The 20072-nt window shown below is 65.9% G+C and carries 20 protein-coding genes and 1 pseudogene; 14 read left to right on the top strand and 7 right to left on the bottom strand.

Annotation, left to right across the window (positions count from 1 at the left end):
• Nucleotides 1–1098: an ABC transporter ATP-binding protein gene (locus H7J73_RS25145; protein WP_264070461.1), complete on the top strand. Its 1098-nt coding sequence runs from the start codon at nucleotides 1–3 to the stop codon at nucleotides 1096–1098.
• A 2-nt stretch (nucleotides 1099–1100) separates the two neighbouring features.
• Here the strand turns inward: H7J73_RS25145 and H7J73_RS25150 are convergent, their stop codons facing one another.
• Nucleotides 1101–1865, bottom strand: a complete 765-nt coding sequence (locus H7J73_RS25150; protein ID WP_264070462.1) for a DeoR/GlpR family DNA-binding transcription regulator — start codon at nucleotides 1863–1865, stop codon at nucleotides 1101–1103.
• A 71-nt stretch (nucleotides 1866–1936) separates the two neighbouring features.
• On the opposite strand from H7J73_RS25150, the gene H7J73_RS25155 reads away from it, so the two are divergent.
• The 4 genes from H7J73_RS25155 to lipE all read left to right on the top strand — a co-directional run bounded on the left by H7J73_RS25155 (nucleotide 1937) and on the right by lipE (nucleotide 5730).
• Complete coding sequence (locus H7J73_RS25155; RefSeq protein WP_264070463.1) at nucleotides 1937–3244, top strand: D-tagatose-bisphosphate aldolase, class II, non-catalytic subunit; 1308 nt, start codon at nucleotides 1937–1939, stop codon at nucleotides 3242–3244.
• On the top strand, nucleotides 3235–4110 hold the full coding sequence (locus tag H7J73_RS25160) for a class II fructose-bisphosphate aldolase (RefSeq protein ID WP_264070464.1): 876 nt from the start codon (nucleotides 3235–3237) through the stop codon (nucleotides 4108–4110). The genes H7J73_RS25155 and H7J73_RS25160 overlap by 10 nt, the downstream gene beginning before the upstream one ends.
• A gap of 131 nt (nucleotides 4111–4241) precedes the next feature.
• Nucleotides 4242–4466 (top strand): hypothetical protein, encoded by a 225-nt coding sequence (locus H7J73_RS25165; RefSeq protein WP_264070466.1) that lies wholly within the window; start codon nucleotides 4242–4244, stop codon nucleotides 4464–4466.
• A 22-nt stretch (nucleotides 4467–4488) separates the two neighbouring features.
• Nucleotides 4489–5730: a lipase LipE gene (lipE, locus tag H7J73_RS25170; RefSeq protein ID WP_264070467.1), complete on the top strand. Its 1242-nt coding sequence runs from the start codon at nucleotides 4489–4491 to the stop codon at nucleotides 5728–5730.
• 14 nt (nucleotides 5731–5744) lie between these two features.
• Here the strand turns inward: lipE and H7J73_RS25175 are convergent, their stop codons facing one another.
• Nucleotides 5745–7436, bottom strand: coding sequence for an HNH endonuclease signature motif containing protein (locus H7J73_RS25175; RefSeq protein WP_264070468.1), 1692 nt, complete (start codon nucleotides 7434–7436; stop codon nucleotides 5745–5747).
• Nucleotides 7437–7730: 294 nt separating this feature from the next.
• Here H7J73_RS25175 and H7J73_RS25180 point away from each other — a divergent pair, with 294 nt between their 5' ends.
• Genes H7J73_RS25180 through H7J73_RS25195 form a run of 4 tightly spaced genes read left to right on the top strand, consistent with a single transcriptional unit; the run spans nucleotide 7731 to nucleotide 12037 of the window.
• Nucleotides 7731–8213, top strand: a complete 483-nt coding sequence (locus tag H7J73_RS25180; RefSeq protein ID WP_264070469.1) for a MarR family winged helix-turn-helix transcriptional regulator — start codon at nucleotides 7731–7733, stop codon at nucleotides 8211–8213.
• Between the two features lie 2 nt (nucleotides 8214–8215).
• Nucleotides 8216–8656, top strand: coding sequence for an MmpS family transport accessory protein (locus H7J73_RS25185; RefSeq protein ID WP_264070470.1), 441 nt, complete (start codon nucleotides 8216–8218; stop codon nucleotides 8654–8656).
• Complete coding sequence (locus tag H7J73_RS25190) at nucleotides 8653–11577, top strand: MMPL/RND family transporter (RefSeq protein ID WP_264070471.1); 2925 nt, start codon at nucleotides 8653–8655, stop codon at nucleotides 11575–11577. Before H7J73_RS25185 ends, H7J73_RS25190 begins: the two co-directional genes overlap by 4 nt.
• A gap of 28 nt (nucleotides 11578–11605) precedes the next feature.
• Complete coding sequence (locus H7J73_RS25195) at nucleotides 11606–12037, top strand: type II toxin-antitoxin system Rv0910 family toxin (RefSeq protein ID WP_264070473.1); 432 nt, start codon at nucleotides 11606–11608, stop codon at nucleotides 12035–12037.
• A gap of 46 nt (nucleotides 12038–12083) precedes the next feature.
• On the opposite strand, the gene H7J73_RS25200 is transcribed toward H7J73_RS25195, so the two are convergent.
• Together H7J73_RS25200 and map are read right to left on the bottom strand one after the other, a co-directional pair.
• On the bottom strand, nucleotides 12084–12410 hold the full coding sequence (locus tag H7J73_RS25200; protein ID WP_264070474.1) for a hypothetical protein: 327 nt from the start codon (nucleotides 12408–12410) through the stop codon (nucleotides 12084–12086).
• A gap of 57 nt (nucleotides 12411–12467) precedes the next feature.
• A complete protein-coding gene (gene map / locus H7J73_RS25205; RefSeq protein WP_264070475.1) occupies nucleotides 12468–13238 on the bottom strand; it encodes a type I methionyl aminopeptidase in 771 nt (256 codons plus the stop codon).
• Between the two features lie 98 nt (nucleotides 13239–13336).
• Here map and H7J73_RS25210 point away from each other — a divergent pair, with 98 nt between their 5' ends.
• Together H7J73_RS25210 and H7J73_RS33625 are read left to right on the top strand one after the other, a co-directional pair.
• A complete protein-coding gene (locus tag H7J73_RS25210; protein WP_264070476.1) occupies nucleotides 13337–13603 on the top strand; it encodes a helix-turn-helix transcriptional regulator in 267 nt (88 codons plus the stop codon).
• 98 nt (nucleotides 13604–13701) lie between these two features.
• Nucleotides 13702–14173: pseudogene (locus tag H7J73_RS33625) on the top strand (ClbS/DfsB family four-helix bundle protein).
• A gap of 34 nt (nucleotides 14174–14207) precedes the next feature.
• Here H7J73_RS33625 and H7J73_RS25220 read toward each other — a convergent pair.
• Entirely contained in the window at nucleotides 14208–15404 is a 1197-nt protein-coding gene (locus H7J73_RS25220) for an acyl-CoA dehydrogenase family protein (protein WP_264070477.1), read from the bottom strand.
• Between the two features lie 234 nt (nucleotides 15405–15638).
• On the opposite strand from H7J73_RS25220, the gene H7J73_RS25225 reads away from it, so the two are divergent.
• The 3 genes from H7J73_RS25225 (at nucleotide 15639) to H7J73_RS25235 (ending at nucleotide 18014) form a co-directional block, all read left to right on the top strand.
• On the top strand, nucleotides 15639–15914 hold the full coding sequence (locus tag H7J73_RS25225) for a long chain fatty acid-CoA synthetase (protein ID WP_264070478.1): 276 nt from the start codon (nucleotides 15639–15641) through the stop codon (nucleotides 15912–15914).
• A gap of 96 nt (nucleotides 15915–16010) precedes the next feature.
• Entirely contained in the window at nucleotides 16011–17009 is a 999-nt protein-coding gene (locus tag H7J73_RS25230) for an amidohydrolase family protein (RefSeq protein WP_264070479.1), read from the top strand.
• The gene (locus H7J73_RS25235; protein ID WP_264070480.1) at nucleotides 17010–18014 is read left to right on the top strand and encodes a ketopantoate reductase family protein; all 1005 of its coding nucleotides are present in this window, start codon (nucleotides 17010–17012) and stop codon (nucleotides 18012–18014) included. It abuts the gene before it with no gap.
• Here H7J73_RS25235 and H7J73_RS25240 read toward each other — a convergent pair.
• Nucleotides 17994–19139, bottom strand: a complete 1146-nt coding sequence (locus H7J73_RS25240; protein WP_264070481.1) for an FAD-dependent oxidoreductase — start codon at nucleotides 19137–19139, stop codon at nucleotides 17994–17996. The two genes, H7J73_RS25235 and H7J73_RS25240, sit on opposite strands and share 21 nt — an antisense overlap.
• Entirely contained in the window at nucleotides 19136–20017 is an 882-nt protein-coding gene (locus H7J73_RS25245; protein WP_264070482.1) for a DUF1295 domain-containing protein, read from the bottom strand. The genes H7J73_RS25240 and H7J73_RS25245 overlap by 4 nt, the downstream gene beginning before the upstream one ends.
• Between the last annotated feature and the right edge of the window lie 55 nt (nucleotides 20018–20072).

The raw sequence follows: 20072 nt of genomic DNA on the forward strand, positions 1-20072 counted from the left end.
ATGGCGCAAGTGGAGTTCTGTGATGTCACCCGTCGCTACCCGGGTGAGGACACGGCGGCGCTCAAGAACCTCAATCTGACGGTGGCCGACGGCGAATTCCTGATTCTGGTCGGGCCGTCGGGCTGCGGTAAGAGCACCGCACTGCGGCTCCTGGCCGGTTTGGACAAGCCGACCTCGGGAGAGATCAAAATCGCCGGAACTACCGTGAATCGGCTGGGACCTGGGCAGCGGGACATCGCCATGGTCTTCCAGAACTACGCGCTCTATCCGCATATGACGGTGTACGCGAACCTGGCCTACGGGCTGCGTCAGCGTAAGACGCCGAAGCGCGAGATCGAGCAGCGTGTCCGCGACACCGCAGCCCTGCTGGAGATCACCGATCTGCTGAAACGCAAACCCGGTCAGCTCTCCGGCGGCCAGCGCCAGCGCGTCGCGATGGGGCGCGCGTTGGTGCGTAAGCCGCAGGCGTTCCTGCTCGACGAACCACTGTCCAATCTCGACGCCAAGCTACGCACACAGGTCCGCGGCGATCTGCGGCGACTGCACCGCGAGATGCCCGTCACCTCCATCTACGTCACCCATGACCAGGTCGAGGCGATGACGCTCGGGGATCGGCTCTGTGTGATGTCGAAAGGTGAAGTGCAGCAGATCGGAACAACCGACGAGATCTACAACCGGCCGGCCAACACCTTCGTGGCGTCGTTCATGGGCAGCCCGCCGATGAGCATGATGTCCGGCACCATCCGCAACGGCACGCTGCACATCGCCGGAGCCGATATCGCCGTCGTCGCCGAGCCCGACGGCCCAGTCATCGTGGGTGTTCGGCCCGAACACGTTGAGGTACAACCGCTATCAGTGGAGAGCACCGTGCCCGCGAAGATCGATTTCTGCGAGCCGCTGGGCAGCCACGTTTTGGTCAACGCACTCGTCGACACCGCCGGGGCGGCGCCGGCCCGGGTCATCGCCCAGGCATCGCCGGACACCATGCTGCCCGCGGGTAGCACCGTCGGCCTCAAGTTGCGAGCGGACCGGACCTACCTCTTCGACGCCGAGACCGGCTCGGCTCAGCGTTCGCGCGAACGGATTTCACTCACATGACGCTATCGCGGTGCTGCAGCGATGACCTCGACACCGGCGGCCTCGGCCGCCGCCTGGAACTCAGGCTCGATACCCGAGTCGGTGACCAGGGTGTCGACCAGCTCAGGTCCGCAGATGCGGGCGAAGGTCACCTTCCCGATCTTGCTGCTGTCGGCGACGACGACGGTGCGGGCCGCCTGCCGGATGAAGGCCAGGTCGGTATGCGCCTCCATCTCGTCGTGGGTGGTGCAGCCCGCGCTCACCGTGAAGCCGTCGGTACCGACGAATGCCACGTTGAGGTGGTACTGCGCGATCATCTGTTCGGCAGCGGGCCCGACGAGCTCGTACGAGGCGTGCCTGGCGTTTCCGCCCACGACCACCAGGCGAATGTTGGGCCGCGAGACCAGTTCAGCGGCGATATTGAGCGCGTTGGTGACGATCGTGAGGTCGCGCCGATCGGCCAGCGCGCGGGCCACCTCGGTGGCGGTCGTCCCGCCGGTCAGGCCGACCACCTCGCCGTCGGAGATCAGCGCGGCCGCGGCCAGGCCGATGGCCCGTTTCTGCCGCAGCTGTCGCGACGCCTTGTAGCGGATCGGCATCTCCATACCGCCCGGGTTGGGCAGCGCGCCGCCGTGCGTCCGGCGAATCAGGCCCTGCTCGTGCAGAGCCTGAAGATCTCGGCGGATCGTCGCGCCCGAGACCCCGAACTCCTGGGCCAGCCGGGGAACGTCGACACTTCCGCTCTCGACCACGCGGTCGAGAATCTCGCCAAGGCGCTCTGCTTTCACACGAGCAGTCTAGGTGCTCATTCACGTCTATATGAACAGATACGCGCATCGAGTTATGTGAGGTTGGTGGCATGACACATCCCCTGGACATCGTCGTCCACCGAGGCGGCGGGCCGCATCCCGGTGGCGTCACCTCGGTGTGCTCGGCGCACCCACTAGTCATCGAGGCAGCCCTTGAACAGGCCAAAGACGGTGAACACGCGGTCCTGATCGAGGCCACTTCCAACCAGGTGGACCAGTTCGGCGGCTATACAGGCATGCGCCCGGCGGACTTTCGCAACCTGGTCGAGCAGATTGCGCATCGTGTCGGGTTTCCCGTCGAGCGGATTGTTCTCGGCGGGGATCACCTCGGCCCGAACCGGTGGCGCGAACTGCCCGCCGAGGTGGCGATGGGCCACGTCGACGAACTGGTGCGCAGCTACGTCGCCGCCGGCTATACCAAGCTGCACCTGGATTGCAGCTACCCCTGCGCCGACGACGAGGGGCCGCTGACCGATGACCTGGTCGCGGCTCGCGCCACCCGGATGCTCGCCGTCGCGGAGGCGGAGGCGGCCCGAGTCGGCCTGACCGGCCGACTGCGCTATGTCATCGGGACGGAGGTGCCCACCCCGGGCGGCGCGGCGCACCACATCGACGAACTCGCCGCCACCACCGCCGAGCATGCGCGGGTGACGCTGGATGCGCATCGGAAGGCGTTCGGCCGCGCCGGTTTGGACCACGTGTGGCCTCAAGTGATGGCGCTGGTGGTGCAGCCCGGCGTCGAATTCGACCACTGGCGGGTGGTCGACTACCACCGCGAGGGAACCGAGGACCTGCGCACCGCGCTCGACGACGAACCGACGATGACTTTCGAAGCCCATTCCACCGACTACCAGAACCCGGCCGCGCTGGCGACGCTGGTCGCCGACGGCTGGCGGGTCCTCAAAGTTGGTCCCGGCTTGACCTTCGCGATGCGGGAGGCGTTGTTCGCGCTGGCCGCCATCGAATCGGAAATTGTTGCACCACTTGAGTGTTCGAATCTATCCGCGGTGGTGGAACGGCGGATGCTCGCGTCCCCGGAGCATTGGGAGCGCTATTACCCCGGCTCGCTACAGGATCGTGCCATCGCCCGGCGGTACAGCTACAGCGACCGGGTGCGCTATTACTGGGCCGATCGCGAGATCGACGACGCCGTCAGCGTTCTGTTGAAAAACCTAAGTGCGCAAGGCATTCCGGAGCCGATGCTGAGCGCCTATCTGCCTGAGCAGTATGAGCGGGTGCGCACCGGGTTGATCACCGCCGACCCAAGAGCGCTGGTCATCGACCGGATCGCAGGCGTCCTGCGGATATACGCGCAAGCCTGTGCGCCGCACGAAAGTCTGGTCGGCGCGTGCCGATAGCGCGGACCGGCGAGCTGGTCACGGCCGCCTACCAGGCCGGCTCCGGCATCGTCGCTTTCAACGTCATCACCCTCGAGCATGCCGAGGCGATCGCTGCCGGCGCGGAGGCGGCGGGAAGCCCGGTGATCATGCAGATCAGTGAGAACGCCGTGAAGTTCCACGGCGGACGTCCGGGGCCCATCAGCGCCGCGACGCTGGCGGTGGCCGCGCAAGCGTCGACGCCGGTGTCGGTGCATTTCGACCACGTCGAAGACGTCGCACTCCTTCATGCCGCGCCAGGCGCGGGCGTGAGCTCGGTGATGTTCGACGCCTCGCTGCTCGAGTACGCCGGCAATCTGGCCGCGACCCGTGCGGCCGCGCAGTGGGCACACGCACACGGATTGTTCCTGGAAGCCGAACTCGGCGAGGTCGGCGGCAAGGACGGTGCCCACGCCCCTGGTGTGCGGACCGACCCCGGTGCCGCGGCGGAGTTCGTCGCAGCCACCGGAGTGGATGCGCTGGCGGTGGCCGTCGGTAGCTCGCATGCCATGTCGACCCGCACCGCCACTGTGGATTTCGACCTGATCGAGCGCTTACGCGCAGTGGTCCCGGTGCCGCTGGTGTTGCACGGTTCCTCGGGCGTGACCGACGAAGACCTCCGTACCGCAGTCCGTGCCGGGATCACCAAGATCAACGTGGGCACCCTGCTCAACGTCGCGTTCACCGGCCAGGTGCGCGGCTACCTCACGGCCGACGCTGCGGTGTCTGATCCACGCCACTACCTGGGGCCGGCCCGCACAGCCGTAGCGGACGCGGTGGCCGCCACCCTCACGAGTCTGCGTCATCCGGCGGTTCCACCGGCGGCGGCAGCGGAGGCGAATTCCTGAGCCAGTCCTTGAGCCGGAACAGCTGGCTGAGGACCAGACCGACACCGAGCAAGGCCACTATGCCGACGATGACATAAGTCCACATACATTCTCCCAGCGCGAGGTGACGCAACCGACCCTATGCTGCGTGGATGCTGGTTCCTGACGGCTTCGTGGTCCCGTGTGAACTGCGCACCCAATGGTTCCGGCTCGAACCGCTCGGGCCGCACCACAACGAGTCCGACCATGCCGCGTGGATGTCGAGCATCAAGCTTCTGCAGGGCACTCCCGGTTTCGCGGGCCACGACTGGCCCCCGGACGAGGGGCTACCCATCCCGAGACCCGCCGACCCGCCCGGCGCCGGCTACGCGGGCTAGCTGAGCCCGTAGCGTGGAGGGCGTGGCCGAACTCAACAGCGACGGCAGAATCCGAGTCCCCGCCGACCTGGACGCCGTGACGTCGGTCGGCGCAGAAGATCACTCCGGGATCGACCCGAATGCCATCGAGCGGATCTGGCAGGCGACGCGGTACTGGTATCAGGCGGGCATGCACCCTGCGATCCAGGTGTGTCTGCGCCACCACGGGCGGGTGGTGCTGAACCGGGCCATCGGCCACGGCTGGGGCAATGGGCCCGACGATCCGCCCGATGCCGAGAAGATCCCGGTCACTCCCGAGACACCGTTCTGCGTGTACTCCGCGGCCAAGGCGATGACGACGACACTGGTCCACCTCTTGGTCGAGCGTGGGGTGTTCTCCCTGGACGACCGCGTGTGCGACTACCTGCCCAGCTACACCAGCCACGGCAAGGACCGCACCACCATCCGCCATGTGATGACCCATAGCGCCGGCGTGCCCTTCGCGCTCGGCCCGAAGCCCGACCTTCGGCGCATGAACGACAGCGACTATGCCCGCGAGATGCTGGGCAATCTGCGCACCGTCTACCCGCCGGGACTTGTGCACATGTACCACGCACTGACCTGGGGCCCGTTGACCCGCGAGATCGTCTCCGCTGCGACGGGCAAGAACATCCGCGACGTGCTGGCCGAGGAGATCCTGGACCCACTCGGATTCCGTTGGACGAATTACGGTGTTGCACCACAAGATGTTCCGCTCGTGGCCCCCAGCCATGCCACCGGTAAGCCTCTGCCCGCGCCGATCGCTGCCGCGTTCAAGCTGGCCGTCGGCGGCACCACCCAGCAGATCATCCCGTTCACCAACACCCCGCAGTTCCTCACCAGCGTCGTACCGTCCTCCAGCACGGTGTCGACGGCCGACGAGCTATCGCGGTTCGCCGAAATGCTGCGCCGCGGCGGCGAACTCGACGGTGTGCGAGTCATGAAGCCCGAGACCCTCTACGCGGCGACGCGGCCGGTTCGACGTCTGCGACCCGATATCGCAACCGGGCTGATGCCGATGCGCTGGGGTACCGGATACATGCTGGGGTCGAAGCGATTTGGCCCCTTCGGCCGCGGCGAGCCGGCAGCCTTCGGCCACACCGGCCTCGTCGACATCGCCGTCTGGGCCGATCCGGAACGCGGTCTCGCCGCTGGAGTGGTCAGCAGCGGCAAGCCCGGCGGTCATCGCGAAGCGAAGCGCTACCCCGAGCTACTGGACACCATCGCCCGCGAGATCCCCCACTAGGCAACACTATTGACCTAAATGGCTATCGGCGAGAATGGCGGTGGGTCGCCGGGCGCTGCGGCCGCGATCAGGGCGGCGTTGAGTGCGCGTTCGGCTCCGATGCGGTACGCGTGGCCTTGGGCTCGGGTGCGTTTTCGTTTTGTCCTCGGCGCGCCGCAGCCGGGCGGTCGTGTGGGTGGTGCGCCGCGTGGTGGCGATGCGGTGGTGGCAGTGTTCCAGCCCGGAAACAGCAGGGAGCTAACGGGTTTAGTGGTGTAGGTCGTGCCGGTGGGACTGGTGACGGTGACGGTACCGTCGGGGGATTGGTGGTCGGCCCAGTCACCGGTCCACCAAGTTTTGAGGTTGTGGTGTTTTCGGCAGTAGCACTTAACATCGCCGGGGTGGGTGGCCCCATAGGGCCAGGGCACGGTGTGGTCGATGTCGGCGCGGTCGGCGGGGAGGTCGCAGCCGGGGAACCGACAGGTCATATCGCGCATACGGACGAACTCGGCCAGTCGCGCCGAAGGCGTATAGCGGGGTTCGGGATCGACTCCGGGCTCGCGGACGACCGTTACCTGTGCTCCGTTGCGGATCAGTTCGGCCAATAGCGCGGCGGGCACGATCGGCCCGCCCAGGATGACTCCGGCACCGGGGCGGCATGGCCGGGCCGGCTTCGGTGCCGGGGTGGCGCGGGCGCGGGCGGCAGGGAGGTCAAGATCTGATGCGACCGCATGTTTGGGCAAGGGAAGCGGCGCAGACACCGGGATGGGCTTGGCGGCCGGGCGGCGCGCCTCCGCAGTGAACGCCGGCGCAGGTTCAGGCGTGGGAACCGGATCGGGTCCGAATTCGGGTGCGGGGGTGTGACCGGGGTATTCGCCGTGAATACGGGGCTCGGGTGCGGCGGTCAGCGCCGAGGGGTCGGCGACGATGTGGATGTGCACGTTCGAGGCGCGGCCGTCGTCGGGGTTGGCCGGGCATTCCACGACGCCGCAGAGGCAGTCCAGGTGATCGGAGCCGAACGCTAAGGCGCCCAGCGCGTCAGCGCGGCGTTGCCCCATCGTGCGGGGATCGTCTCCGCACACACTGTGTGCCATCAGGTTCAGCCGTTTCTTCAGCGCAGTGGCGTCGGTGGCCAGCAGCCGGCCATAGATCGCAGCGGTGCCGGTGTCATCGTCGCGGTCACCGATGACGACATCACGTCTGCGGGCGGCCTGCTGCAGTCGGCGCACCGCGTGTGGATCGTGCCGTTCGATGAGCAGGTCGATGGCCTGTTCGAGCTTCTTGCCCGAGAGTGGACCCCAACCGATGACGTCCTCAGCAAGGGCGGCGTCGAGCAGATCTAACACGTCTTCGTCGACGAGCAGGGTGCGCCACATCAGGGTGCTGACCATCGTCAACGGGATCGACCCGGCCAGGAACAGGGCGTTGATCGCCGGCAGCCGCCCTCGGAGCAGGCCCGCGAGTTTGAGCTGTGTGATCGCCCGGCCGTGCCCGATGTTCAAGGCGACGGCGACCTCAGCAGCCGCGGAGTCCGTCGGGTCGCACGCCCACAGATTGCGCTCGTCGTCGGGATCTCCGCAGCGGCGTCGGACCAACTCGTCGATCGCCGCCAACCGCCGCGCATCCGCAGCCGCGGAGGCGCGCGCCCAGCCCGCGATCGCCTCGACCAGCGCAGCATCAGAGACCGCGAACAGCTCCGCAGGCTCCGGAAACGAATCGTCGAACATGTGTTCGATACTGCCAGAACGGTGTGACGGAAATGCCCATCTACGGACTACATAACGAGATGAATATAGAGACTCCTGCGGGTGGCAGCATCGACCCCGCGGCCGAATAACGGCCATCTGGCGGGATCCGACTTGTTAGATGATCGAATAGCATTGCTACAGAGGATGTTTGACTTGTGCCACCACCGGACGGCTCGTGGTCAACCAAAAATGCCCCGCCTGTGAGGTCGCTGTGAGTTGCTTTGGGACACCGCTCGGATCGCCACTACATAGCCTCTGTGATATAGATACGTCGTGGAAAAGTCCGTCCTCGCCAGTGGCGCCAGCGACTGCGTCGGCGACCTGCTTGACCAGGCACTCGACCTCACCGCACGGTTCTTGACCGACCGAACGGACCTGGGCGCATCGGCCGCTTTCGCGATGAACCGGGTCAACCGGGAAGGTCCCATCCGGCTCACGGCTCTGGCCGCGAAAGAAGGTGTCAGCCAGCCGTCCATGACCCAGTTGATCCAGCGCCTCGAGCGCCAGGATCTGGTTGCCAGGTTCGCTGATCCCGACGATGGGCGCGCCTGCCTCATCGGGATCACCCCTCGCGGCCAGGCGTTACTCGACGACAGAAAGCGACTTCGTCGAGAACGCCTGGCGGAGTTGATGTCGACACTGAGTCCGGAAGACGCGCACACATTGTGGCTTTCGTCCCAGGTCGCATTTCCGATTTTGGATCGGCTTGTTGAAAACGCCGACGGTTCGCTGGCCGCAGCCGGCCGGGAAGAATGAGAATGAAAAGAATTCACGTGGGTCGCGGGTTGAAAAAGGTGTGGATCCCGCTGGTCCTCATCGTGGTCCTGGCCATCTCGGGCCTGGTGGTGTCCCGGCTGCACAAGATGTTCGCGTCCGAGGACCTCAACCCCAACGCCGGCAAGGGCATCGAGATTGTCCAGTTCAATCCGAAGATCCTGGTGTACGACGTGGACGGGTCACCGGGATCCACCGCTCAGATCAGTTATTTCGATCCGGACGCCAACGTCCACTACGTCACCGTTCCGCTGCCCTGGTCTGTCACCTTGTCGACGACATTGCCGACGGTCAGCGCCAGCCTGATGGCTCAAACCGATGGCGATCAGATCCACTGCAAGGTGACCGTGAACGGCGCCGTACGTGAGGAGCAATCAGCCGATGGCATCAACGCCCAGACCTACTGCCTGGTGAAGTCCGCATGACCCACGCCACGCCCCCCGACACCGAGACGGCCGCGAGCCCCGCTCGGCAGAAGCGCCCCGTCTTCCCCCACCTGCTTCGCATCCTGGCGGTGCCGATCATCTTGTTCTGGGTGGCCATCGCGGTCATCGTGAACGTGGCCGCACCCCAGCTGGAAGTGGTCGGTGAGCTGCACTCTGCGCCGATGGCGCCGGAGGATGCGCCGTCGATGCAGGCGATGAAGCTGATGGGCGCGAACTTCAAGGAGTTCAACTCCAACAGCACGATCATGATCGTCATCGAGGGCGACAAACCGCTGGGCCCCGACGCCCACGACTACTACAACGAGATCATCCGCAAGCTCCAGCAGGATCCCGAACACTTCCAGCACATCCAGGACTTCTGGGGCGACACGCTGACCGCGGCAGGCGCGCAGAGCGCCGACGGCAAGGCGTCGTACGTGATGATCAACCTGGCCGGCGAACAGGGCCAAACCCTGGCCAACGAAGGCGTCGACGCGGCTCGTAAAGCGATCGAGGCCACCAAGGCCCCGCCGGGCGTTCAGGCGTACGTCGCGGGCCCGGCCGCGCTGACCGACGATCTGCACGTCATCGGCAACGCGAGCCTGGCTGAGATCACGTTGATCACGCTCGTCGCGATCGCGGTGATGCTGCTGGTCGTCTACCGCTCGATCAGAACCACGCTGGTCCAGTTGTTCTTGACGTTCCTCGCGCTGCTGACCGCGCGTGGAGTCATCTCCGTGCTGGCCATCAACAACGTGTTCGGCCTGACGACGTTCGCCGGCAACATCCTGACGATGCTGGCGATCGCCGCCGCCACCGACTACGGCATCTTCATCTTCGGCCGCTACCGCGAAGACCGCGGTATGGGGTTGGACAAAGACGATTCCTACTACGCCACCTTCAAGTCCGTCGCCCCCGTCATCGTGGGGTCGGGCCTGACCATCGCCGGGGCGACATACTGCCTCAGCTTCGCGCGACTGCCGTACTTCAGCACCATGGGCGCTCCGGTCGCGATCGGCATGGTCGTGGTGGTGGCGATCGCGGTCACGCTCGGACCGGCCGTGCTGTACCTCGGCAGCCGCGTCGGGATGTACGAGTCCAAGCGACCACCCCAGAGCAGATTCTGGCGGAAGGTCGGCACCGCGGTAGTACGTTGGCCCGCACCGATTTTCGTGGCGAGCCTGTTCGTCGTGCTGATCGGCGTCGTGGCCATTCCCGGGTACAAGCCGGCCTACAACGACCGTTACTATCTGCCCGACGACGCCCCGGTGAACGTCGGATTCGCTGCCGCTGACCGGCATTTCAGCCAAGCCCGGATGAACCCCGACATCCTGATGGTCGAGGCCGACCACGACATGCGCAATCCGGCCGACATGCTGGTGCTCAACGCGGTGGCCCGCAACGTCATGCACACCCAGGGCATCGCGATGGTGCAGAACATCACCAGGCCGCTCGGAATCCCGATTCAGCACAGCTCAATTCCGTTCCAGACGAGCATCTCGGGCCAGACCACCAATATGAATCTGCCCTTCCAGCGCGCTCAGCTCGAAGACACCAAGAGGATGGTCGACGCGACGAATGTCTCGATCGACATCCTGGAAAAGCAGTACCAACTCTCCCTCGAACAAACGAAGCTCACGCAGGACTCGGCGGCCAAGTCACAGGCCCTGCTCGACACGACCAAACAGCTGCGCGACCACATCGCGGACTTCGATGATCAGTTCCGGCCTCTGCGTAACTACTTCTACTGGGAACCGCACTGTTTCGACATCCCCCTGTGCAACGCGGCGAAGTCTCTTTTCGATTCGCTCGACGGCATCGACGAGGTGACCGATCAGACCGAAGGGGTGCAGGGCAACACCGATCAGCTGGCGGATCTCGCCCCGAAGTTGACCGCACTCCTGCCGCAGACCATCGCGTCGATGAAGGCCAGCAGGGACCTGTCGCTGGCGTCCTACAACAACCAGAAGGCGTTGCTCGACCAGATGCAGGCGTCCAACGACACCGCGCTGGCGATGGGCACCGCGTTCGACAACGCCAAGAACGACGACCTGTTCTATCTGCCGCCGGAGGCGTTCACGAACCCCGACTTCTTGCGCGGCGTCAAGATGTTCATGTCGCCGGATGGCAAGTCGGCGCGCATGTTCATCACTCACGAGACCGACCCGGCGACGACGGAGGGTATCGCCCGGGTCGACAACGAACGGCAGGCCGCGCAAGAGGCCTTGAAGATGTCGTCGTTGTCGAACGCCAAGATCTACCTCGGCGGCGTGGCCGCCACCTACAAGGACATGGCGGACGGCGCCAAGTACGACCTGTTGATTGCCGTGGTGTCGGCGTTGACGTTGATCTTCGTGATCATGCTGATCCTCACCCGCAGCGCAGTGGCGGCGTTGACCATCGTGTTGACGGCCGGAAGCTCGATCGCGGCGTCATTCGGTATCTCAGTGCTGTTGTGGCAGGACCTCTTCGGCATCCAGGTGCACTGGCTGGTCATGTTGATGTCGGTGATCATCCTGTTGGCGGTCGGGTCTGACTACAACCTGCTGCTGGTGTCGCGGTTCAAGGACGAGATCCACGCCGGACTCAAGACCGGCATCATCCGGTCGATGGCCGGCACCGGCGGTGTCGTGACGTCCGCGGGTCTGGTGTTCGCCGCGACCATGGCGGCGATGATGTTCAGCCAGCTGACCGTGCTGGCCCAGATGGGCTCCACGATCGCAATCGGCCTGTTGGTCGATACGCTGATCGTGCGGTCGCTGCTGATGCCGTCCATCGCCACCCTGCTCGGCCGGTGGTTCTGGTGGCCGCTGGTGGTCTACCCGCGCGGCGACCACCACTTCAGCCACCTCAAGCCGAAGGCGGAGCCGGAAACCCCGTCCGAGGACACCGACGCCCTGGCCGTGCAGTCGCCGAAGTAGCTGCCATTCGGCTGATTAACATGCAGGGATGGCCAAACTCGAGCTGTCCCGCACCCTGACGATCAGCCCGGACGAGGCGTGGGAGCACGTGTCGGACCTGTCGTCGCTCGGCGACTGGCTGGAGATGCACCAAGGTTGGCGCGGTGAGGTGCCCGAGGAGTTGTCGGTCGGCACGAAGGTGGTCGGTGTGGCCGGGGCCAAAGGCCTGCGCAACCGCGTGACGTGGACGGTCAAGGAGTTCGACCCCCCGAAGCTGGTCGGGATCACCGGCGAGGGGGTCGGCGGCACCAGGTACGCGCTGAAGATGACGGTCGCACCCTCCTCGGAGGGCTGCGAATTCACCGTCAAGATCGACCTGGGTGGCCGGCCGCTGTTCGGCCCGGTCGGAATTGCCGCGGCGCGTGCGGTGAAGGGTGATATCGAGCGGTCGATCAAGAAGTTCGAGGAGCTCTACGCCTGAACACCGCTAGAGCCGCTTTTCGCCCCAGCCCCGCTCGCTGTTCCGGTCAACCCGCGATGCGGACGGCGTGTGCTGACACCTTGCCGGTGGGGTGCAGACTGACCTGCTGCCCACAGTCGGGGCAGCGGTAGCGGACGAAGCATCCCGGCGGGGCGTCCACCGTATGTCCCGATCGTGCGCAGTGCCGGTGGGTCAGCGCCCACGCAGCGTCAGCCTTGGCTTCGGCGTGCACCTTCTCTTCGTCGTCGAGATGGTCGGCAATCCAGTGACCGTCATCGCCGTAGATCAGGCCGACTCCGGCTCGCTGGTAAGCCGCCATTCGCCGGCTGTGGGTGCTCTCTTGGGTCTGCTCAACGTCAAACAAATCGGTCATCAGTCCTCCTTCCTTTTCGGTGGTACACACCGAGGCTGGAGAGCGGCTGTGGATGCTTCAGGCGGCGCGGCGGGTCAAGACGCGCGGTTCACCGTCGGTGATGGCGATCGTGTGTTCGCTATGGGCGGTCCGCGACCCGTCGGCCGAGCGGATGGTCCAGCCGTCCGGGTCGTAGACGATCCGGTCGGTGCTGCGGGCGAACCACGGCTCGAGTGCCAGCGTCAGACCGGGCCGCAGTTTGAGGCCCCGACCGGCCCGCCCTTTGTTGGACACGTGCGGATCCTCGTGCATCGTCCGGCCGAGACCGTGCCCGCCGAATTCGGTGTTCACCGGGTAGCCGTACTCGGCGGCGATCGCGCCGATGGCCGCCGAAATGTCGCCGAGCCGCCGGCCGGAGCGCGCGGCGTCGATGCCGGCGGCGAGTGCGCGTTCGGTGGCTTCGATCAGTCGCAGATCCTCAGCTCGCGGCGAGCCGACTACCAGGCTGCGCGCCGAGTCGGCCACCCAGCCGTCGATCGACACCGCGATGTCCATGCTCAGCAGGTCTCCATCGCGCAGGACGTAGTCATGCGGGAGTCCGTGCAGCACCGCATCATTGACGGACAGGCAGATGACGTTGCGGAACGGCCCGCGGCCGAACGACGGCGCATAGTCCCAGTAGCAGGACTGCGCCCCGCGCTCCTTGATCAACTGCCGGGCACGGTGTTCGAGATCGAGCAGATTCACCCCGACCTGGGCCCGCGCGTGCAGGTCATCGAGCAAATCCGCGATGAAAGCCCCGGTGGTGGCCATCGCCTCGATCTCCTGTGGCGTCTTCAACTCCAACACGCGCTCACCTTGAACTTTCTTGTCAACAATCCGGTATAGAAATACCAGACTAGAGCACGCCTCGGTATTTTCATACCGAGCATGAGTATCCTTGCGCCATGGTGCGATCCCCCCTGACGCCGCAGCAGCTCGCGGCCGGCAAGCGACTCGGTGCCTATCTGCGGCAGGCACGTGGCGACCGCAAGCCGGCCGAAGTGGCGCAGGCCGCGTCGATTTCGCCCGAGACCCTGCGCAAGATCGAGACCGGACGCCTGGCCACCCCTGCCTTCACGACCGTCGCCGCACTCGCGTCCGTGTTGAAAGTCCCGCTGGAAGACCTTGCCCAGGTCTGCATGCCCGATCTGAACCTGCCCAAGACCGGCTAGAGCACCACCGCGGCCGATTCCCGTCACGCGAATCCATCCGAAGGAGCTTCGCCCAAACGACCTCGTCCGCCCCGGTCAGCAAGCCAGAACTCCTCACCGTGATCGAGCACACCGACGCCAAGCTTGTCCGCGACCTTGAACGAGTGCCCGCGGCATGTGCTCGTGAGGCTTCCTTGCCGGGGCACAAGTCAGGCACGACGATGAGTCCCGCGGATCTCGTTGCCTACTTGGTGGGATGGAATGAGCTGGTCTTATCGTGGTTCGAACAGCGCGCTAGGGGTGAAGAGCCCGAGTTCCCGGCTCCGGGGTTTCGATGGAATCAACTCGGCGATCTCGCGCAGAAGTTCTACGGCGACTGAACTGTGTGGCGCCAACTGGTACGAGAAGTACACCGCCGGACGGATGATCCAGTTCAACACAGCCTCTCCGTACAAGAACGCTCGAAGTGGCATCCGGGCCTGGCTGAGAGAACCAGTCGACGCCGCCCTTGCAACCCACACCGTCGATGCCGTTCTGGCTGCGGTGACCGTGGACGGCGACACCCCCACACAAGAGAGCGACGCCCGGTGAGCGTGCCCGACCGCGATCGGCCATTGCACACCCCTCAGAGCGCGAACTGATCCTCGACGATGCCGAGCCACACCTGGGCAGAGTCGATGGCGACCTTCTCACTGATGAAGGCGTGCTGGGTGCCGGTGAAGATGTCGCGGAAGGCGCGCTCGAATCGACTGCCCTCCCGGATCGCGGTGGTGCCCGCGGCCAGATGCGCCCACTGCGCGCACTCCCGAGCCACGTCGGTGGCGTATACCGCGGCCACCCGCATATCGGCACGCATCGCCGGTGTCAGCTCGTCCCCCTCGGCGACGGCAGCCTCGGCCGTGCTGAAGGCATCGAGCACCAACAGCCGGGCCGCCCGCCAGGCGGCGACATGATGGGCCAGCGACCGCTGGAAGGTGGGGCGGCTGGCCAGCGAATCCCCCACGTCCGACATCCGGTATTTGGTGGCGGCCAGCTCTTCGACGTCGTCGAGCATGCTCTTGGCGACCCCGAGCGCCCAGGCCGCGTGCCCGGCTGCGGTCACGGGCATCATGCCCATCCGGCCGGCCGGTGAGGTGCCGCGCAGCGGCTCCCGGCTGAACAGGCGGAACGTACGGTAGGCGGGGACGAAGACGTCGGCGACGTTGTAGTCGAAGGAGCCGGTCCCCTTCAGGCCCTGCACATGCCAACCGTCGGTGAAAGTGACCTCGGCTCTTGGCATGATCGCCACCATCAGCTCGGGGATGCCCTCGCTGATCCAGCGCATCTCACCGTTGTCCAGCGGGATGAACCCGGCGGCGATGTACTGCGCGTGCCCTGTTCCGGAACCGAAATTCCAGGCGCCGGTCAGCCGGTAGCCCCCGTCGACCACCACGCCCTGACCGTTCGGGGCGAACTGTCCACCCATCGTCACGTGGTTTCCGTTGTCGGTGAACACCTCGGCAAAACCCTCGTCGGGCAGATAACTGGCCGCGGCGAACGACGACGGCAAGTTGGCGATGCCGGTCCAGCCGAATGAACCGTCCTGCCAAGCCATTTCGAGCCACGCTTCGATCATCTCGGCGAACGACGGGTCGGCCCCGCCGGCAATGGCAGGGTTGCAGGCCGTCATCAACCCGTTCGACCACATCTCGTCCACGATCGGCGTCGACAACGAGCGCTGCCGCTCAGATTCGGCAGCCTCAGCGCGCACCAGGTCGCGCATATCCCGCGCCCGTTGCACAACCGATTCCCGGGTCTGCGTCAATTGCCCCGTCACGGCCATCACGGCCCCTTTCGCTTCACTGCGTAGCGTAATTGGATAACGTCGATACTGACAGGCTTTGCACCCAGCCGGCAGGCGATTGCCGCAACCGTGCCGGAGGCGACCGCCGAATCTGACAAGCACCCTGTTCAGCGGCTGTTTATCGCGACGTCACGCGATTAGCTTTCCGCCGTACTGGCAAGTAATCTTGCCCGCGGTTCGACGTCGAGCGTCGGAAAAAATCTAGGACACAACATGCCAAGCCAGACCATCTGCCGCCGGGTACCCGCATCGTCATTCGGTGACCGTCGCAAGCGGACCATCCGCCCCTTCGTTCCCCGGCTGACCATCGGCCAGAGCTACGACATCGAAATCAGCCGCGAAGACGGCCGGTGGTTGATCCGGATCCCTGAGATCGACGCCACGACGTACGCCATGCGCCGGACCACGGTCGGTGCAGCGGCTCGCGAATGCATCGCCACCCGCACGGGAATTCCGATCGGCTACATCGCCGTTCGCGTGAGCAACTGATCAGTCGGGCACCTCGCTCGAATCGACGGGCATCGACACCCACTGCATCATTCGCATCCTTCGCGCGCTCCCAGTTTCCTCGCGTAGGAAGGAGACATGCGGATCATCACTGTCGAAGAACACTTCCACCATCCCGGTGCGGTGGCTCGCGTGCTCGAGCTCGCCGGCCCGGGACCTGTCGTTCCTGACGACGGTTACGGCGGCTTCCTGCAGAGCTTCATGCCGGACCAGGACAGCGCCGAACGTCTCGGCGGCAAGCGGTTGGCCCACATGGACGAGGTCGGCATCGACATCCAGGTGGTGTCCCACGGGGCGAACAGCCCGGGCAATCTCAACCATGCCGAAGCGGTCGAGCTGTGCAAGAAAGTCAATGACTCACTTGCACAGCAGATTTCGGAGCACCCCACCAGGTTTCGCGGATTCGCCACCCTGCCGCTGTACGACCCGGTGGCGGCGGCAGACGAACTGAAGCGCTGCGTCGACGAGCTCGGCTTCGTCGGCGCCCTCACGGCGGGCAACTGCGGCGGCCTGTTCCTCGACCACGAACGGTTCGAACCGGTGCTGGCCGCCGCCGAACGCGTCGACCTGCCCATCTACGTCCACCCCGGGATGCCCGAGAGCGCGGTGTCGCTGCCGTACTACTCCGGAAAGTGGCCGGCCGCAGCACATTTCCTGTTCGCTGGACCGGCGTTCGGGTGGCATGCCGAAGCGGGCATCCATATCCTGCGGCTCATCCTGTCCGGGGCGCTGGATCGGCATCCGAATCTGAAACTGCTCAGCGGCCACTGGGGTGAACTGATCGCGGGCTGGCTCGACCGGATCGACGAGGTCTTAGGCTGGGCTTCACTGGAGCTGGATCGCACACCCAGCGCCTACTACCGCGAGCAGGTCTGGGCGACGCCGTCGGGGATGTACAACCAGAACCAGCTCAACTACCTGGTCGCCGAGATCGGCGCCGAGCGGATCATCCACTCCGAGGATTTCCCGTACGTCGTGCGCGACAACGTCTCGGATTTCCTCGAGCAGGCCGACCTGACGGACGATCAGCGCCACGCCATCGGGCATGGCAATGCCGAGAAAGTGCTGAAACTGTAGATGCGCTACCTCATCATCGGCGCCGGTGCGGTCGGCGGCACGATCGGCGCGCGGCTGGCCCAGAGCGGTCACGACGTACTGCTGGTCGCCCGGGGCGAGCATCTGGCCGCGTTGACATCGAACGGGCTGCGGCTGATCACGCCGAACGGCACTCTCACGCAGGCGATCCCGGCCGTGTCCGGCCCGACCGAGGCCGGCGAGCTGCGACCGGACGACGTGCTGATCCTGACGGTGAAATCGCAGGACACCATCGCCGCGCTGACGCAGTGGGCCGCTGCCCCGGTCGCCGGCGGGGGCGAGGCCGGTGACCGGCTTCCCGTCGTCTGTGCCCAGAACGGTGTGGAGAACGAACGCGTCGCGCAGCGACTTTTCCGGACCGTGTACGGGCTGTGCGTGTGGCTGCCTGCCACGCATCTGGAGCCAGGCGTGGTCATCTCCCATACGGCCCCGCGCAGCGGCATCCTGACACTGGGGCGCTACCCGTACGGTGTCGACCCGGTGGTGACCGAGATCGGCGCCGCATTGCGCCGCAGCATGTTCGACGCGCCCGTCATCGCCGACGTGATGCGCTGGAAGTACGGCAAATTGCTGATGAACCTCGGCAACGCAGTGGACGCCGTGCTCGACAAGCGGGATCCCGCCGCCGCCGAGGTCAGCGCGGCCGTGCGGAGGGCCTGCCGGTTGGAGGCCGAACGCGTGCTGGCGGCCGCGCAGATCGCCTACAACAGCGACGATGAGCGGCGCGTACTGCAGGGCGACCGGATGGACATGCAGACCATCGAAGGCGTCGGGCGGGTCGGCGGGTCGACCTGGCAGAGCCTGGCCCGCGGCGCCGGGTCGGTCGAGGCCGACTACCTCAACGGCGAGATCGCACTGCTCGGCCGGCTGCACGGCGTGCCGACCCCGGTCAACGATCTGATGCAACGACTGGTCGCCGAATTCGCCAGGGATCGGCGGGCTCCCGGCGGGCTGTCCCCGGATCGGCTACGGGCGCTGCTCGAGTAGCGCCGCGGGGACCGAATTGTCGCGGATACCGCGGTAGATACCCCAGTGCACGATCCACGGCAGTAGCACCCGATCGATCGACCAGGCCGGGAACCGGAACGCGTGACCAGTCGGGGCGAACACCTCAAGACCACTGGGTTGGGTGCCGAGCACCGAACCCCAGCGCAGGGTGGGGGCCCGGTACGCGCGCAGTGGTTTCGCCGAGAAGTCGGCCAAAACATTGCGGGCCACCAGGCGATCCCCCTGGTTACGCGCGGACGTCCGTAACGGATCGGTGGAGGCCACGTCGCCGACAGCGAACACCCGTGGATAGCCGGGCACCCGCAGTTCCGGGGTGACGCGGACAAAGCCGTCGGCATCGAGCACGTCGTCGGGCAGCCAGGCCGTGTTGGGCCGGACGCGTCCGACCGCCCAGAGCACCGCGTCCGCCGACGCCGCGGGCTGACCGGTGCTCCACTGCACCGGCTCGCCGATGATCTCATCGAAGGCGAACCCGTCGGGCACGATCGCGCGGTGTCCCGGATGCAGCACCACACCGGCTTCGGTCAATCGGCGTTGCACCCGGCCCCAGATTCTGGGGTGATGCGTGACCAGTGCGCGGTCACCGGGAAAGTACAGATCGACGCGCTTACCCGGCCACGTGGTCGCCAGGTTGGCCGCGCTGGAAACGGCCGCGGCACCGCCACCCACCACAATGATCGACTCGGCGGCCGCCAGCCGCTCATGGGCGCTGCGCAAGTCGGCGCTGATCTGCGCGGCCGACTGGAACGTCGGTTGCCGCCAGAAGCCGTTGGTGACGCCGGTCGAGATGATCAGCGCATCGTAGTCCTCGGTCTGCGTCGAGCCGTCGTTGTTGCCCACGAACACTTTTCGCGCATCGAGATCGACACCGGTGAGGGTGCCATGGACCGCGCGCACCCGGTCCAGCCCGCGGAACCTGTCGAACGGGACCCAGTGTTCGCGCGCCCACGTACCCGGCCGGGCCAGCCGCTCCCCGAGTTCCTGCCCGCTGACCAGCCCGGGCTTCGCCGAAATGCCGACGACATCGGCGTGTTTCGCCAATCGGATCGCGGTGAGGACACCGCTGTCGCCAAGGCCGGCGATCACCACCCGTTTACGGCTCATCGCACTGCCTTTCGCGGGGGCCGTGGTACGAAGCGCGGAACCCGGTCGATGACGTCCCGGTACTGCGGTCTGCGCTCCACGCTGCGCTCCTCCATCATCGGGATGCTGGCCCCAAGGAACATCGCCAGGATCAACACCGCCCCGATGATCAGCCACCACCAATCCGACGGCGCGGCCGCGATACCGAACAGGGCCAGCGCCAACCAGAAGCTGAACTCGCCGAAATAGTTCGGGTGCCGCGACCAGCCCCACAGGCCGCGGTCCATCGCCGCACCGGGCTGACGGTCCCGGACGAACCGGTGCATCTGGGTGTCGGCGACGAGTTCCAGTGCGACCGCCGCCAATCCGATGACGAAGGCCAGCCACATCAGCCAGGTGACGCCACTCTCGGGTCGGGTCACCGCCACGTACACCGGGATCATGCCGATGAACACCTGGATGGTCGGGATGAGGTGGATAGCCCCCAGATCGGCGAAGAATTCCCACCGGCCCGCGCGTTCCTTGAACATCGGATAACGCCAGTCTTCGTGGTGCAGGCCCGGGAATCCGTAAATCCAGTTCGCGGTCAGGCGGATCGCCCACAGCACCACCACGATCGCGACCAGCCAGCAGCGCAGCTGATCGATGGCCGGGGCGCTGACGCTCCACCAGTAGATGAGCAGCAGCGGCGGGATCACACTCCAGTACGCGTCGTAGAAGCTGGAGTTCCGATAGATCCGGCTGAAGACAAAGATGACCAGGGTGGCCAGGATGTCGGCGAGGAAGGTGTCCAGCAAGAGCCACCCGGTCGACGGGCCGGCGTAAAGCCACCCGGCGCCGACCCCGATAGCCACCACATATGCGGCTGTGACCAGCCACAACGACTTCGACTTACTCATCGTCTCCTCCTGGCCCGATTGGCAAAAATGTAACATGTTCTAGTTTGTTCAGGAC

The organism is Mycolicibacterium komossense, from assembly GCF_025822605.1.
Classification (GTDB): domain Bacteria; phylum Actinomycetota; class Actinomycetes; order Mycobacteriales; family Mycobacteriaceae; genus Mycobacterium; species Mycobacterium komossense.

Bases quoted from the DNA above. Each gene is read 5' to 3' on its own strand.
- H7J73_RS25245 (WP_264070482.1), bottom strand. From the start codon at position 20,017: ATGAGTAAGTCGAAGTCGTTGTGGCTGGTCACAGCCGCATATGTGGTG.
- H7J73_RS25200 (WP_264070474.1), bottom strand. From the start codon at position 12,410: ATGACCGATTTGTTTGACGTTGAGCAGACCCAAGAGAGCACCCACAGC.
- H7J73_RS25165 (WP_264070466.1), top strand. From the start codon at position 4,242: ATGCTGGTTCCTGACGGCTTCGTGGTCCCGTGTGAACTGCGCACCCAA.
- H7J73_RS25230 (WP_264070479.1), top strand. From the start codon at position 16,011: ATGCGGATCATCACTGTCGAAGAACACTTCCACCATCCCGGTGCGGTG.
- H7J73_RS25240 (WP_264070481.1), bottom strand. From the start codon at position 19,139: ATGAGCCGTAAACGGGTGGTGATCGCCGGCCTTGGCGACAGCGGTGTC.
- H7J73_RS25220 (WP_264070477.1), bottom strand. From the start codon at position 15,404: ATGGCCGTGACGGGGCAATTGACGCAGACCCGGGAATCGGTTGTGCAA.
- H7J73_RS25210 (WP_264070476.1), top strand. From the start codon at position 13,337: ATGGTGCGATCCCCCCTGACGCCGCAGCAGCTCGCGGCCGGCAAGCGA.
- H7J73_RS25235 (WP_264070480.1), top strand. From the start codon at position 17,010: ATGCGCTACCTCATCATCGGCGCCGGTGCGGTCGGCGGCACGATCGGC.
- H7J73_RS25225 (WP_264070478.1), top strand. From the start codon at position 15,639: ATGCCAAGCCAGACCATCTGCCGCCGGGTACCCGCATCGTCATTCGGT.
- H7J73_RS25185 (WP_264070470.1), top strand. From the start codon at position 8,216: ATGAAAAGAATTCACGTGGGTCGCGGGTTGAAAAAGGTGTGGATCCCG.
- H7J73_RS25195 (WP_264070473.1), top strand. From the start codon at position 11,606: ATGGCCAAACTCGAGCTGTCCCGCACCCTGACGATCAGCCCGGACGAG.
- H7J73_RS25155 (WP_264070463.1), top strand. From the start codon at position 1,937: ATGACACATCCCCTGGACATCGTCGTCCACCGAGGCGGCGGGCCGCAT.
- H7J73_RS25175 (WP_264070468.1), bottom strand. From the start codon at position 7,436: ATGTTCGACGATTCGTTTCCGGAGCCTGCGGAGCTGTTCGCGGTCTCT.
- H7J73_RS25145 (WP_264070461.1), top strand. From the start codon at position 1: ATGGCGCAAGTGGAGTTCTGTGATGTCACCCGTCGCTACCCGGGTGAG.
- H7J73_RS25190 (WP_264070471.1), top strand. From the start codon at position 8,653: ATGACCCACGCCACGCCCCCCGACACCGAGACGGCCGCGAGCCCCGCT.